This window comes from Mycobacterium sp. TH-M103 (assembly GCF_057473785.1).
Genome location: NZ_JBYCLG010000205.1, coordinates 1 through 14,181 on the forward strand (window position 1 = coordinate 1; position 14,181 = coordinate 14,181).

A 14,181-nucleotide genomic window follows, 5' to 3' on the forward strand; every position below is an offset into this window, starting at 1 on the left:
GACCAAGACGGCATCGAATTCGAGATCGTCGTCGTCGACGACGCATCCTCCGACGGCGGCGCCGCGGTCGCCGCGCGTCTGCTCAGGCCGGGGGACCGGCTCATCCGCAATTACTCTCGCGCTGGCCTCAACGGCAACCACAACCGGTGTCTGGAAGAGGCCCGCGGCGACTACGTCCAGTTCGTCCACGGCGACGATTGGTTGCTCCCGGGGGCGCTGCGGACGCTCGCGCAATGCTTCGACGACCCAGCCGTGGGCATGGCGTTTGCGCCGCGGCAGGTGGTCAGCGACAGCCGCAGGTGGAAGAGGCGGTACGGCACGATGCACCGCCACTTCTGGAGGCTCCGCGAACACAACCGCGGATCTTCACTTGTCGCGCAGATCGCATTGCGGGGCGGCAACGGCAACTGGATCGGCGAACCGACCTGCGTGATGTTCCGGCGCCGGGTTGCATTGGACGTGGGGGGCTTCCGCGAGGACGTCTACCAACTCGTCGACCTGGACATGTGGTTGCGGCTGATGCTGCGCTGCGACGTCTGCTTCGTCCCGCAGGAACTGTCGGTGCGCAGCCACACCGGGTCGACGGAGACGGCGCTCGTCATGAAAAACCGCCGGTACTGGCTTGACCAGCTGCGGATTCTCACCTGGCTCATCGTGGATCCGGCATCGGCGACGCGTGTTCGCATCATCGCGGGACTGTGGTGGTTGCCCGTGTGGCTGCCGCTGCCTCTGCTGGCGGCGGTGCTGGGCCCGGAGCGATGGACGCGGTTGAAAACGGCGGTTTCGGCGCCCGTGCGCGAGTTCGCCTCCGCGCGACGCTTCGCGCAGGCGAAGTGTCGGCACGGCCCCGTCGAGTTGGCGAAAGGGGCGTAGCCGCAATGATGTTCGAACGCGCGCGGCGCGATGGGGTGTCGCCTCGGCCCCCGATCGGCCGCCGGCGCATCCGACACCACGGTACGGTTGGCTCGTGTCACTCCTGATTACGGTCCCGGTGTTCGGGCAGCACGAGTACACCCACGCCCTGGTGGGCGATCTGGAGCGCGAGGGCGCCGACTATCTGATCGTGGACAACCGGGGTGACTATCGCCGGGTCGGCACCGAACGGGTGATCACCCCGGGCGCGAACCTCGGCTGGGCCGGCGGCAGCGAACACGGATTCCGCATCGCGTTCACCGAGGGCTACACCCACGCAATGACACTGAACAACGACACCCGGCTCTCCAAGGGATTCGTCGGCGCGTTCCTGGACTCGCGCCTGCCCGCCGACGCGGGAATCGTCGGACCCATGATCGACCACGGGTTTCCCTACGCCGTCGACGACAGCGAACCGCACGCCGCCGACTATCGGCCCCGGCCGCAGTACCGGGTGGTGCCCGCCGTGGAGGGTACGGCGCTGATGATCTCGCGCGAATGCTGGCAACGGGCCGGCGGGTTGGACCTGACCAACTTCAAGCGCTACGGATGGGGAATCGATCTGGACCTGGCGTTACGCGCGCGGCGCGCCGGATTCGGCGTCTACACCACCGAGATGGCCTACATCAACCACTTCGGCCGCAGGACTGCCAACGGCCACTACGGCAGCTGGCGCTATGAGCTGGGCGCCAATGTGGCGATGCTGCAAGGACTGCGCCGGCTGCACGGCCTCGGTGCCGCGCTCGCCATCATGCGGCAGATCGGGGCCGCGCACGACCGGAAGTGGCACAAGCCCATTCCGCTCGACAACGCGAGCCGCCAGCCGATGGACTGACGGCCGTCGCCGGTCGTTCAGTGCAGGATCTCGGCGGTCAGGCCGAAGTCGGCGAAAGTGCGAGAGGTGACGTCGCGCAGCGCGTCCGGGGAGTTGTTGCGCCCGCTCAGGTAGGCGTTGACCGAGATCCACAGCTTCCCGCAGCTGCGCCCGGACACCAGGAACAACTGGCCGCCCATGCGCTCCAGGCTGTGCTTGTTGATGTCCGGTTCGATCAGTCGCCCCGATGCGTAGTCGGCCTCGGTGCCGTCGGGCCGGTTCACCACCGGGTCGGTGTCCCCGACATTCGAGCAGCCGATGGGAAGATCCGCGGTGCCCAGGCCCATGCCCGCCGCCCGGCGCGCCACCCATTTCGGCGTCAGCGACGTCAGCGGCAGCGGCGCCAACAACTCCTCGGTGGTTTCGGCCAGGTCGGCGAAGGCTTGTTTGAATTTGAGCCGCACCTCGGTGAGATCGGAGGCCAGGTTCGCCGGATCGACGGAGATCACCGGGAACACCAAAGCGTTTCCCCGCGTGTCGTCCTCGGTGCGGTTGCTGACCGGAAACGACAGGGTGACCGTTCCGTCGTCGCAGATGCGGCCCATCCTGGCGCCGAGCCGGCCGGCGAATGCCGCGAACAGCGTGTACCCGTTGCCGCCAATGCTTTTCGCGCGTGCGTCCCACTCGGCCAGATCGACGTAGGCGGTCACCGCGGGCACCGTGACGGGCTGGTCGTCGCCGGCTCCCCGCGGTGAGGGGGGTGCCGACGCGATCGATGCGGCGACGTCCTGGCGCCGCTTCCGGGCGATGCGCACCGTCGCGGCCACCGCCCGCCCCAGCTCGGGCGCCGAGGCGATGAACGCCCGGCCGTCCTCCAGCACGGCCCGCCTGCGGGTGCGGGAACGGGGGAGGGGATAGCCCAGGTGGCGCGTCCGCCCGTGGGCCGCGTCGCCGATCGCCTGCAAAATCCCGAGCCCGTCGACGAGCGTGTGCGAGGTCACCAGGGTGACGGCGGTGCCGCCGTCCAGCAGCGGCAACACCCCGAGATGCCAGCTCGGCCCGTATTCGGGGTCCAGCGGCAGCCGCGCCCGCTCGAGAAGCCATGCGCTCAGGTCCGCGCGCGGACGCGGTGTTTCGGCGACGTCGATGTCGGCGCGACCCCGGGAGATCACCCACCGGTCGCGCGCGAACGGGATCGGTGACCGTTCGACCCGCCGTCCCAGCAGCCCGTACCCGAGGTTGTGATGGAAACGGCGCAATCCGTCCATATTCACCGGGCGGTTGTAAACCCAGCTGAACTGAACGAGCGCGCCATAGCCGAGCGCCCGCAGGCCCAGAAACGAGGCCTGGTCCATGTGTGCGAGGCGGTTATCCACCGCGTCCACGGTAGTTTATGGCCGGTACGGCATGCAGGGCTTTGGGTTCGCGTCCCGGCGCGGCGGCGGATTGGTATCCTGGCAACTTCCGAGTCTCGGTCACAACGGCCCGTAACAAAGGTAATCTGTCCCCGTGGTTCAGTCTTCGATTCCTGAAGTGCTGCGCGAACGCGCGAGCCTGCAGCCCAATGACACGGCGTTCACTTTCCTTGACTACGAACACGATTGGAACGGCGTCGCGATACCGCTGACGTGGTCGCAACTGTACCGGCGAGTGCTGAATCTCGGTACCCAGTTGCGGGCTCACGGTTCGGCGGGCGACCGGGCGTTGATCCTGGCCCCTCAGGGTCTCGAGTACATCGTGGGCTTTCTCGGCGCGCTGCAGGCCGGGCTCGTCGCGGTTCCGCTCTCGGTTCCCTTCGGCGGTGTCCACGACGAGCGAACCACGTCGGTGCTGGCCGACACCTCGCCGGCGGTCATCCTGACGACCTCGGCGGTCATCGACAACGTCAGCCCCTTCGGGCAGGCGCAGGAGGGGCGGCCCGCGCCGTCGATCATCGAAGTGGACCGGCTGGACCTGGATTCCCGTCAGAGTGGCCCCCGGCCGGGATCCCGTGACGCCGGCAGCGGCTCCATGGACACGGCATACCTGCAGTACACGTCGGGTTCGACCCGCACGCCGGCCGGTGTGACGGTCTCCAACAAGAACGTTTTCGCCAACTTCGAACAGATCATGGCGGATTACTTCGCCCTCGACGGTGGAATGCCCCCGCCGGATCTCACTGTGGTGTCGTGGCTGCCGTTCTACCACGACCTGGGGCTACTCCTGGGAATAGTCATGCCGATTCTGGCAGGAGTACCCAGCGTTCTCACCAGCCCGGTCGCATTCCTGCAGCGACCCGCCCGATGGCTGCACATGCTGGCGCGCCCGGGTCGCACATTTTCGGGCGGACCGAACTTCGCCTTCCAAGTGGCCATGCGCAAGACCTCCAACGAGGACATGGCCGGGCTTGATCTCGGGGGTGTGCACACCATCCAGAACGGCAGCGAGCGGGTACAGCCCAAGACCCTCAAGCAGTTCGCCGACCGGTTCGCCGCGTTCAATCTCGATCCTGCGGCGCTGCGGCCTTCGTACGGCATGGCTGAAGCGACGGTGTACATCGCGACCCGTAATGTGGGCGAGCCACCCCACACCGTTCACTTCGACTCCGAGAAACTACCCGCCGGCCAAGCACAGCGATGCGCAACCGGAAGCGGCACACCGCTGATCAGCTATGGTGTCCCGAAATCGCAGCTGGTGCGCATCGTCGATCCGGACACCCGCACCGAGTGCGCGGACGGGGCCGTCGGCGAGATCTGGGTGCACGGCGACAACGTCGCGGCCGGGTACTGGCGCAAACCCGAAGAAACCGCGGAAACGTTCGGAGCCCGCATCGTAAATCCCTCGGAAGGCACCCCCGAGGGGCCGTGGCTGCGCACCGGGGACTCGGGATTCTTCTCCAACGGCGAGCTGTTCATCATCGGCCGCATCAAGGACCTGCTGATCGTCTACGGGCGCAACCACTCTCCCGACGACATCGAGGCCACCATCCAGGAGGTCACCGCGGGGCGCTGCGCGGCCATCGCGGTCCCGGGCAATGGCGTCGAAAAGCTGGTCGCCATCATCGAACTCAAGAAGAAGGGCGAGTCCGACGAAGACGCGATGGACAGGTTGCGCGTGGTCAAACGTGAAGTCACTTCGGCGATTTCGAAATCCCACGGGCTCCGCGTCGCGGATCTGGTTCTCGTCTCGCCCGGCTCGATCCCCATCACCACGAGCGGCAAGATCCGGCGCTCGCAGTGTGTCGAACTCTACCGGCAGGACGAGTTCACCAGGCTAGACGCCTAGTCTTTTACTCACCGTCCCTCGGGGCCGAACAGGGGGAGCGACTCGTCCTGGTCGCCTGCCTGCTCGGTATCGGCCTCGGCGTGATTCCCGTTGCTCCCGTTGGTGTGGCCGTTCGTTCCCACGCTGACGAGCGCGTGCGACAGGACGTCCGGGCCGAACAGCGGCAGCGAGTGACCCAGGTAGCGGTCGACTCTGCGCTTGTGGTTGCCGTTGCGGCGACCGTTGGCGGACACCGCATCACGTCTCGGTTCGACCAGGTCGTCCGTGAGCTGCGTCGACATGCCGCTGAGGTCGAACAAGGGGAGCGCATGGTTGGGGACGTGTGCGGTCGGTCGTTGACCGTTGGACGCCTTGCGCGCCCCCGGTGCATGACCATGTGCCTGCGGCGCAGGCGCCGGGACGTGAGATCTGGGGCTGGGAATGACCTTCATCCGGACCAGTTGTTCGGAAATCTGCTCCAGCTGACGCTGCTTGTTCTCGTAAGCCGCGACCACCTGCGCGGGCGTCTTGCCGAGGTTCGACGGCCACCAGTTCTTCTGGCCGATCATCGCGGCCAGCGCCGGCACCGTGATGGTGCGTACCACGAAGGTGTCGATCAGGATCCCCATGCCGAGGATGAAGCCGGCCTCGAGCATCGTGTAGATGCTGGCGCTCATCAAGCCGAACATGGAGGCGGCGAAAATCAGTCCCGCCGAGGTGATCACGCCACCGGTCGAGCCCACGGTGCGGATGACCCCGACGCGAACGCCGTGCGGTGACTCGTCGCGGATCCGCGAGATCAGCAGCATGTTGTAGTCGGCACCGATCGCGACCAGCAGGATGAAGGACAGGCCGGGAAGGCTCCAGTGCAGGTTCTGGCCCATGAACATCTGGAACACCAGGACGCCGAGGCCCATTGCGGACATGTACGAGAGCAACACCGAGCCGATGAGGTACAGCGGCGCGACAATGGCCCGCAGCAGGCCGACCAGGATCAGGAATACGATGAGGATCGTGGCGATGACGATGAAGTTGATGTCGCCGTTGTAGTAGTCACGGGTGTCCCTGAGCGCCGTCGGAACTCCGGCGACCGAGACTTTGGCGTCGGCCAGCTCGGTGTTCGGCAGCGCGGAGCGTGCCGCCTTCTCGATCGTGTTGACCTGGTCCATCGCCTCGGTGGTGAACGGATTCAGTCCGCTTTGGATGAAATAGCGGGCGGCGTGACCGTCCGGAGACAGGAAGATCTGCGCGCCTTTTTTGAACTCCTCCCTCGTCGTGATCTGGGGCGGCAGGTTGAAGCCGGCCATCGACGGCGTGTCGGCGTCCTGCTTCATGTTCAACAGGAATTGCGACGCCTCGTTGAGTCCGGTGCCCAGCTTCCTGGTCTGCTCGACCAACGCCTTCACACCGCCGGCGATCGCCCGGCTGCCGTCGGCCAGCATGTTGGAGCCCTGTTCCGCCTGCGCCATCGTGGCCTGCAGGCCCTTGATCGTCTTCATGGCACTGGATGCCTGCGTCAGCGTCTGCTGCACGGTGTCCAGCGTCTGGCCGATCGTTGCCGCTTTCTGGGCCGACTGCAGATTGCGGGACATGATCTTCAGCGAGTTCAGGGTGCCGTCGTTGTCGGCCGCGACCAGGGCCGCCAACCCCGCGCGCGACTGCACACAGCCGGGGTCGACATTGCACTCCGGGCTGTCGTTGAGCGCCGCCAGCATCGGGCCGGCCCACTGCGCCGTGTTCTCGGCGTGCGCGGTGGAGGCGCCCAGGTTGTCGCCGAGCGACTTCATCTGCCCGGTGTAGGTGGATCCCTGGTCGAGCGCGGCGATGGCCTTGTCACCGCCCAGCATCTGCTCCATGGCCGTCAGCGTCCCGACCACTCCGCTCAGACTCGACACGGTGCCGGTGACCTGGTCTCGAAGCTGGGCCAGGGCGTCGGCCAGCTGGTTGGAGCCGTTGACCAGCTTGTCCAGGTCGTCGCCGTGGTTGGCGATCTGGCCGGATGCCTCGTCGAGCTTGCCCCCGACTTCGCCGGCCTGCCAGGACAGCTTCATCTGCTCCAGCCGTTCACCATTGGGCCGTGTCAGCCCCCGCACCATGGTGACATTCGGCAGTTGGCTCACCCGGTTGGCCACCTGCTCGAGGTCGGCCAGGGCGGTCGGGGTCCGCAGGTCGTGGGAGGACTGGACGAACAACATCATCGGGGTCATGGCGTTCATCGGGAAATGGCGGTTCATCGCGTCATAACCCTTGGAGCTGTCGACGGAGGCCGGCATCGTCTTGAGGTCGTCGTAGTTGAAGCGCATCACGCTCGTGCAACTGGCCAGGGCGACCAGCACAATCAGGCTGCCCACCAGGTGGATTCGCGGACGGCGCACCACCCGCGTGCCGACGATCCGCCACATGCGGGTGGTCAACTCGCGGCGGGGCTTGATCCAGCCGCGGCGTCCCGCCAGGACGAGCAGGGCCGGCATCAGCGTCACCGCGGAGCACAACGCCACGACGATCGAGATGGAGATCGCCGGGCCGACGGCCGAGAACACCTGCAGCTTGGTGAACACCATCGCGAGGAAGGTGACCGCGACCGTGGCCGCCGACGCGGCGATGACCTTCCCGATCGACATCAACGCGTTCTTGACCGCTTCGTCCGAGGTCTGGCCGTGCCGCACATAGTCGTGATAGCGGCTGATCAGAAAGACCGCGTAGTCCGTTCCCGCACCGAGCATGACCGCGCTCATCAGGATCATGCTTTCCAGGTTGAACGGCAGGCCCGCGCCCACGAGCCCGGACAACACGCCCTGGGTGGTCCCGATCGATGCACCGATGTTGGCCAGCGGCACCAACATGGTGACCACGTTGCGGTAGATGACGAACAAGATGACCAGCACACAGATCACGGTGGTGATCTCGATGAAGTGCGCGTCCTCTTCGGTCATCGCGGTGATGTCGGCGATGCTCGCGAGCGGCCCGCTGACGTAGGCGGTGAGCGTGGTGCCCTTCGTGACCTGCTGGGCTATCTCCTTGACGTGGCGATACGCCGCGAGCGTCGCCGGCGCCATGGCCTCGCCGGGGAAACTGACCGGCAGGTTGATCGCCTTGCCGTCCTTACTGGCCAGGAGTTCCCGCATCTCCGGCACTTTCAGGACGTCCTGGACGGCTATCTTGGCCTTCTTGTCCTGCTCGTCCTGCTGCAGCGTGTCGACGAGTTTTCGGTAGGTGTCCTCGTCGGCGGGCGTCAGGCCCCTCTCGTCGACCAGGATGATCAGCGCTTGGGAGCCCCCGCCGACTTCGTGGAAGGCCTTCTGCATCTCGTGGCCCACGACCACCGTCGGGGCGTCGTCCGGCAGGGGCTTTTGCTCCTGCTTGGCTGCCTGTACCGGAAGCGGCGGAAATATCAGCGCCAGGGCGCCGGCGAACATGATCCAGCCGGCGATGACCACCAGAGGGCGCCGTATGACGAAGTTGCCTAGGCGGTCGAACAGCCCCCCGGGTTTCGCCGCCTCATGAGAACCAGTACGGCCTGACACGCAACAACCCTACAATTCGATATCGATCCACGTCGGGCGATCGCGATTCGCGCGCTGATCGTGATCTGGATGTGATATTAGCCGGGCCGGCCGTCGGGCATCGATTCCTCGGTTGTCCGGTGCGGGCCGGTACAATCTTGTAGCGTTTGCCGTCATGTGGGGCTTTGTCCTGTGGATGGCGCTGGTCACGGCACCCGACCCGGTGCGCATGGGTATCGCCATCCTGTTGGTCTCGCGGCCCCGGCCGTTGCTCAATCTGTTCGCGTTCTGGCTCGGCGGTATGACAACGGGCGTTGTTGCTGGGCTGACCGCGTTGCTGGTTCTGCGCGACGCGTTACCCGGCCTGGTGCACGACATGACGGCGACGATGGCCCGTTTCACCGGCGGCCACGTCCAGATCGTCGTCGGCGTGCTCGCGTTGTCGGTCGCCGCGATCGGCGCACTGCGCAGGCCGGCCCGGGTGCCGGTGCCCGCCGGGGGACCGGTCGCGCCGTCGCCGCAGTCGAGCACCCCGACGGGTTTCTCCCAGCTGGTCTCGCGTGCCCGCGACACGCTCGGTGGCGGCAATCCCTGGGTGGCGTTCGTGGTCGGTCTGGGGCAGGCGACCCCGCCCGTGCAGTACCTGGCGGCCCTGACGGCCATCCTGGCCTCCGGGGCCGCGTTCGGCACGCAACTGGGCGCGGCCGTCACGTTCACCGCGGTGACGCTGGTGCTGGTCGAGATTCCGCTCGTCAGTTACCTGGTGGCGCCCGCGCGGACCGAGGCGATCACGCTGCAGGCGCACCGATGGATGCGCAGACACAGCCGGCGAATCCTGGTCGTCAGCGCCGGCGTGCTGGGCGTCGTCATGCTGGCCCAGGGGACGGGCTTCTCCTGAGTCAGCGCCTGAGTCAGCGCACCCCAGGCAGTTGCGAGCTCTTGCTCAACAGCGTGGCCCAGGGCAGGCCCCGGTACGGCTCGCTCTGGAAGATCTCGAGGTAGTTCGCCGGCAGGGCGTCGACGACGTCGCGGCACTGGCGTAGCGCGTCGTCGTCCAGGGTCGTCTCGAAGCCCGGGTGGCTGCGGTTCTGGGCTCCCGGCAGCCGCACCCGGTCGCCGTGGCCGGCCCCGACGAAGTCCAGGATGGCGGCCGCCATCTGCGGATCGTTCAGGTCCTGCGGGGTGTGCAGGGTCAGGCAGCGGTCGTGCATGTCGAAGCGTCGCAGGTAGTCCATCGCCCGGTTTTCCAGCTCGATCCACTGGATCAGGTAGCGCTGGAACAGTGTGAGCTCCGACAGCTCGAAGCCGCCGTAGATGGGCTCGAGTTCGGTGAGCGCGAAGCGCTTGTAACGCCCGCCGTCGGCTGCGCGGTACCAGCGGTACAAGCCGTTCTCGGTCATCCACAGTTCCCGATTCGATTCGCTGCGTGCGACTTCCAGCGGGTTACGGATCAGATGGAAGACCTTGGTGCGCGGGAAGAACTCCGGGGCCAGATCCCAGTACGACTCGAGAAACGAGTGACTGGTTTCGATGTAGGTCGAGGTGGATGCCAGGCGATCGCACGGCGCTTCCTGTTCAGGACGGCCCGCACCCGGTCCAGACAGCCCGTGGTGTGGTCGTGGATCACCCGCCCGAACATCGGCGGATTCCACCCGTTGCGCACGTTGGTTTCGTGGATGACGGTGAACTGCCTGGCGTTTCGTCGCAGCAGCTCGTACAACGACATGGTCCCCGACCGCGCGCTGGTCAGGGCGAAGACGGTTCGGGTGCTCACCGCGCAGCAAACGGTCGGCACCGCCGGGCGGCGGGTGGACGCGGCTCGAGTCGGCTACCTGTCGAGTGCTGCGCGCGCACGAAATGTCCCCTTCGAAATACTGAGGTTCGAACGAGTTTCGGAATCCCCCGGAATACCCGAATGCCACGGGCTAACACCCGGGGCCACCGATGTGCATGGCGAAGAGGGCCGCGTCGACGGTCAGCCGCTACCGCGCCGTTCCGCCGGAGCCCGCCGCGATCAGGTGATGCCTCCGGACTTCGTCCTCGAGCAGGTCGGCGGTGGTGGTCACGCTCACCTTGGCCGGCGTCATGCGGTCGGCGATCTGGCGGGCGCGCGCTACGTAGTCCGAAGCCAGGACGGTGCGCAGGTCTTTGAGCAGCGACTTCTTGGTCACTCCCGCGAAGCGCCGCGCCTTGCCGACCTTGAGCGTCGTGACCTGCAACGCCCAGGCCGGCTGTTCGGCGCCGATCCACAGGATCAGCGTGGGCACGCCGGCCCGCATGCCCGCGGCCGTGGTTCCCGCGCCGCCGTGATGGACGACCGCGCGACAGGACGGGAACACGGCCGCGTGATTGACCTCACGGACCACCTTGACGTTGTCACGGTGCGGCGCGTCGCCGAAATCGGTGACCCCGGCGCAGATCAGCGCCCGCTCGCCCAACTGCGCACAGACATCGCCGATCATCGCGACCGCGTCGGCGGGCGATTCGACCCGCATGCTGCCGAAACCGAAGTAGATCGGCGGTGTCCCCGCCGCGATCCACGACGCGACCTCGTCGTCGCACGCTGTCGGCAGCTCCAGTGTCAGCTGGCCCACGAACGGGCGCCGGCTGTCCCATTCCTCGGTGAGGCCCGGAAAGTAGACCGCGTCGTAGGCCTGGATCTCCAGCGCGCCGTCGTCGATCATCCGCCTGGCCGAGGAGCGCCACGTCTTGGGCAGACCCAAGGCGCGCCGCTGGGTGTCCTCGGCGTCTTTCGTCATCCACCAATACATCCCGTAGAGCGCCCGCATCGTCGTACGGATCAGCGGCCCGGGCACATACGGGACGATGTGGCCGTTGACCCGGTGCGGGAAGTGATGCATGGCGGCCATCGGAATGCCGTAGTACTCGGCGATATTCGCGACGACGCCCTGGTAGGTCTGCCCCGACACGATGATGTCGGCGCCCTCGGCCAGCGACACCAGCGCCGTGCTCATCTCCGCCCAGCCCCGCGTCAGGTACTCCGCGCCCGGCCGCAACACGTTGACCGGGTTCTGGACCCGCCAGAAGTGGCGGAACACTTCCTCGTCCAGCTGCGTGTGCGAATCGGGCCCGTAGGCAACCGCCGAAAGCCCAACGGATTCGACGAATCCGATCAGGTTGGGCGGCACCGCCATTCGCACGTCATGCCCCCGGCGCCGCAATTCCAGGGCGACCGCGGCGCAGGGCTCGACATCGCCGCGGGTGCCATGGACAGCCAGAACAGCTTTCATCACCGACGCCGGTTACTCTGCGGGCGTGGGCTTTTGGGGCTCGGCGAGCCTCACCCGGCGGCGCGGACCGGTATCTCGGCCAGGCTGCCCGCGACGACCTTGTCGAACGCCGATTTCAGCGCGTCGGTGTAACGGATCACCGACTCGCGGGCGACCGGGTTGTTCGGGAAGGAGACCATGATGGAAACCTCGTCGAACAGCCGGAACACCGTCGAGTACATGTAGGCCGGGCTGCGGCCGTCGGTGAACGCGGTCGCGTTCACCCCATCGAGCGCGGTGGCCACGATCGCGGACAGGGGAGGCAGGCCCGCGTCCATGTAGCTCATCATGGTGAACTGTGGCCCGTACTTGCGCAGCCACGGGGCCAGTTCCAGCACCTTGTCGAACGGCACGTTCGCGCATTCCATGTTCGCGTCGAAGGATTCCTGCGCGGCGCGTGCGGTCTCCCCGAACGAGTTGGGGTTGATGGGCACCGTGAACGGCACCACACCGGTGAACCAACCCACCGTCATGAAATCCGCCGGGCTCTTGCGCTTGTCGGTCGGCGTGAGCCCGTAATAGGTGTCCGCACCGGACAATTCGTGGTGAGCCAGGGCAGCGCAGGCGAACAGGCCGCCGCTGAAGCGGGCGCCCGCCTTCTGGCACAGGGCTTCGAACTGCGCCGTCTGCTCCGGCCCCAGCAACTGCACCGCGTGCACGTCCCCGCCGCACGGGATCGACTGGTCACCCAGCGGCAGCGGGAAGTCGGGCAGGGTGCCGCCGTTGGCCTCGGCGAACTCGATCCACTTGCGCACCTCGGGGGAGTCCAGCGTCATCGACGACACCGTCTGCGCCTCGCGCAGGCAGAAGTCGTCGTAGCTGGCCGCCGGCGGCAGGGTGACCGGCGCCTTGCCCTCCAGGATCGCGGTGTAGTTCATCAGGATCTCGACGTAGAGCCCGGCGATCAGCATCGGGTCGCAGTGCAGGTGGTCGACCACCGCGTACAACGCGAAGCGCTCGTCGTACTGGACGATGCCGAAACGGAAGCAGTCCCACTGCAGCGGGTCCGGCGTCGCCAGGACGTGCTCTTCCCACTCCGGCTGCGTCATCTCACCGTATTGCTTTGCGACGAACTGGATGTCGCGCGGGTTCGCGATGGTGTGCCGGACGATGTCCTTGGGACCGTTGTACTCGAACCAGCTGTGGTACGTCGCGTGCCGACGAAGGTGGGCGTTGATGACGTAGGTCATCGCGCGGATGTCGCAACGACCGGGAACGTCCCAGGAGCCCATGACAGCCCGCGAGTAGTCGAGTCCCTTCTCCTTGAACTCGACGTAGCCGCGAAGGTGGCCGACCTGCATGGAGCTCGCCGGCACCGGGCTGACCGGCGCCTGCCGGGCCTTGGCGAGCGAACCAGGCGTTGGCTGCCACGTCACGACTGATCCCCCGTTCAGGTCCCAGTCGTAGGCGTTCCCCACCCGCAGGCTGTCGTGCTCGGTGCCTCCACCTATGAACACGTTTCCCTCCTCTGTTCCAACTCCTGAAAACCAGGCCACTTTGCCGTCCAGCTCTCCGTCACGCTGGTGCATCCTCTTTGGGTGCCAGCTTGTCGAACAGGTGATCCGCCAAACCCCGCACGGTCGTGATATCGGCAGAGGTGATCCTTACCCCCGTTTGAGCTTCGATGTGTGTTCGCAGCTCTAGGTTGCCCAACGAGTCAAGGCCGTATTCCGAAAGCGGATGGTCCACATCGATGTTGCGACGCAGGATCAGCCCGATCTGCTCGGAGAGCAGACGCCGCAACCGGGTTGGCCACTCCTCGAGCGGCAGCTCGGCCAGCTCGGCGCGCAGCTTGCTGGAACCCGAACGTTGTTCGCCGGCTGTCTTGAACATCTCGAGGAACTTGCTGCGTTCGGCGAAGGACGCGATCCACGGGGTCCCGACGAGCGGGGTGTAACCCGTGTACGCCCGGTCGTGGCGCAGCAGCGACTCGAACGCGTAGGCGCCCTCGTCGGGCGTGATCGCCGCGCCGCTGCCCTCGGCGAAGTCGGCACCGCGGCCGATCTCGGCCCAGGCGCCCCACGCGATGGCCGTGGCCGGCAGCCCCTGGGTGCGCCGCCACTGGGTGAAGGCGTCCAGCCAGCTGTTGGCCGCGGCGTAGGCGCCCTGACCCGGGGAGCCCAGCAGGGCCGCCGCCGACGAGAACAGGCAGAACCAGTCCAGCTCCGCCGAGGCGGTGGCCTGGTGCAGGTTCCAGGCGCCGTACACCTTGGGCGCCCAGTCGCGGTCGAGCAACTCGTCGGTGATGTTGGTCAAGGTGGCGTCCTCGACCACCGCCGCCGCGTGCAACACGCCGCGCAGCGGAAGACCCGTCGAGGTCGCCGTGGCCACCAGCCGCTCCGCGGTGTCGGCGTGGGCGATGTCGCCGCATTCCACGATCACGTCAGAACCTATCGCTCGGACGAGCTCGATCGTTTCA

Annotated in this window: 10 protein-coding genes; 4 read left to right on the forward strand and 6 right to left on the reverse strand. The window is 66.8% G+C overall.

Translation table 11 applies throughout. The annotated features are described in order from the left end of the window. Positions 1–873: glycosyltransferase family 2 protein (locus AC2VOR_RS11250; RefSeq protein WP_486963800.1), on the forward strand; the 873-nt coding region annotated here is incomplete at its 5' end. A gap of 94 nt (positions 874–967) precedes the next feature. Continuing rightward, positions 968–1,747 (forward strand): glycosyltransferase family protein, encoded by a 780-nt coding sequence (locus AC2VOR_RS11255; RefSeq protein WP_486963801.1) that lies wholly within the window; start codon positions 968–970, stop codon positions 1,745–1,747. A 17-nt stretch (positions 1,748–1,764) separates the two neighbouring features. On the opposite strand, the gene AC2VOR_RS11260 is transcribed toward AC2VOR_RS11255, so the two are convergent. Next, positions 1,765–3,102: a hypothetical protein gene (locus tag AC2VOR_RS11260; RefSeq protein ID WP_486963802.1), complete on the reverse strand. Its 1,338-nt coding sequence runs from the start codon at positions 3,100–3,102 to the stop codon at positions 1,765–1,767. A 133-nt stretch (positions 3,103–3,235) separates the two neighbouring features. On the opposite strand from AC2VOR_RS11260, the gene AC2VOR_RS11265 reads away from it, so the two are divergent. Further along, positions 3,236–4,990, forward strand: coding sequence for an AMP-binding protein (locus tag AC2VOR_RS11265; RefSeq protein WP_486963803.1), 1,755 nt, complete (start codon positions 3,236–3,238; stop codon positions 4,988–4,990). Between the two features lie 8 nt (positions 4,991–4,998). On the opposite strand, the gene AC2VOR_RS11270 is transcribed toward AC2VOR_RS11265, so the two are convergent. After that, on the reverse strand, positions 4,999–8,493 hold the full coding sequence (locus tag AC2VOR_RS11270) for an MMPL/RND family transporter (protein ID WP_486963804.1): 3,495 nt from the start codon (positions 8,491–8,493) through the stop codon (positions 4,999–5,001). A 154-nt stretch (positions 8,494–8,647) separates the two neighbouring features. On the opposite strand from AC2VOR_RS11270, the gene AC2VOR_RS11275 reads away from it, so the two are divergent. Further along, positions 8,648–9,370, forward strand: a complete 723-nt coding sequence (locus tag AC2VOR_RS11275) for a GAP family protein (RefSeq protein WP_486963805.1) — start codon at positions 8,648–8,650, stop codon at positions 9,368–9,370. 13 nt (positions 9,371–9,383) lie between these two features. Here AC2VOR_RS11275 and AC2VOR_RS11280 read toward each other — a convergent pair whose 3' ends face one another. The 4 genes from AC2VOR_RS11280 to AC2VOR_RS11295 form a co-directional block, all read right to left on the reverse strand. Beyond that, positions 9,384–10,124, reverse strand: a complete 741-nt coding sequence (locus tag AC2VOR_RS11280) for a hypothetical protein (RefSeq protein ID WP_486963806.1) — start codon at positions 10,122–10,124, stop codon at positions 9,384–9,386. Positions 10,125–10,454: 330 nt separating this feature from the next. After that, positions 10,455–11,723: a glycosyltransferase gene (locus AC2VOR_RS11285; protein ID WP_369741629.1), complete on the reverse strand. Its 1,269-nt coding sequence runs from the start codon at positions 11,721–11,723 to the stop codon at positions 10,455–10,457. Between the two features lie 50 nt (positions 11,724–11,773). Then, complete coding sequence (locus tag AC2VOR_RS11290; RefSeq protein WP_369739062.1) at positions 11,774–13,219, reverse strand: condensation domain-containing protein; 1,446 nt, start codon at positions 13,217–13,219, stop codon at positions 11,774–11,776. 58 nt (positions 13,220–13,277) lie between these two features. Then, positions 13,278–14,181: KR domain-containing protein (locus AC2VOR_RS11295; protein ID WP_486963807.1), on the reverse strand; the 904-nt coding region annotated here is incomplete at its 5' end.

What these genes read in the sequence shown, in the direction of transcription:
- AC2VOR_RS11275 (WP_486963805.1), top strand. Translation starts at nt 8,648, where the DNA reads ATGTGGGGCTTTGTCCTGTGGATGGCGCTGGTCACGGCACCCGACCCG.
- AC2VOR_RS11285 (WP_369741629.1), bottom strand. Translation starts at nt 11,723, where the DNA reads ATGAAAGCTGTTCTGGCTGTCCATGGCACCCGCGGCGATGTCGAGCCC.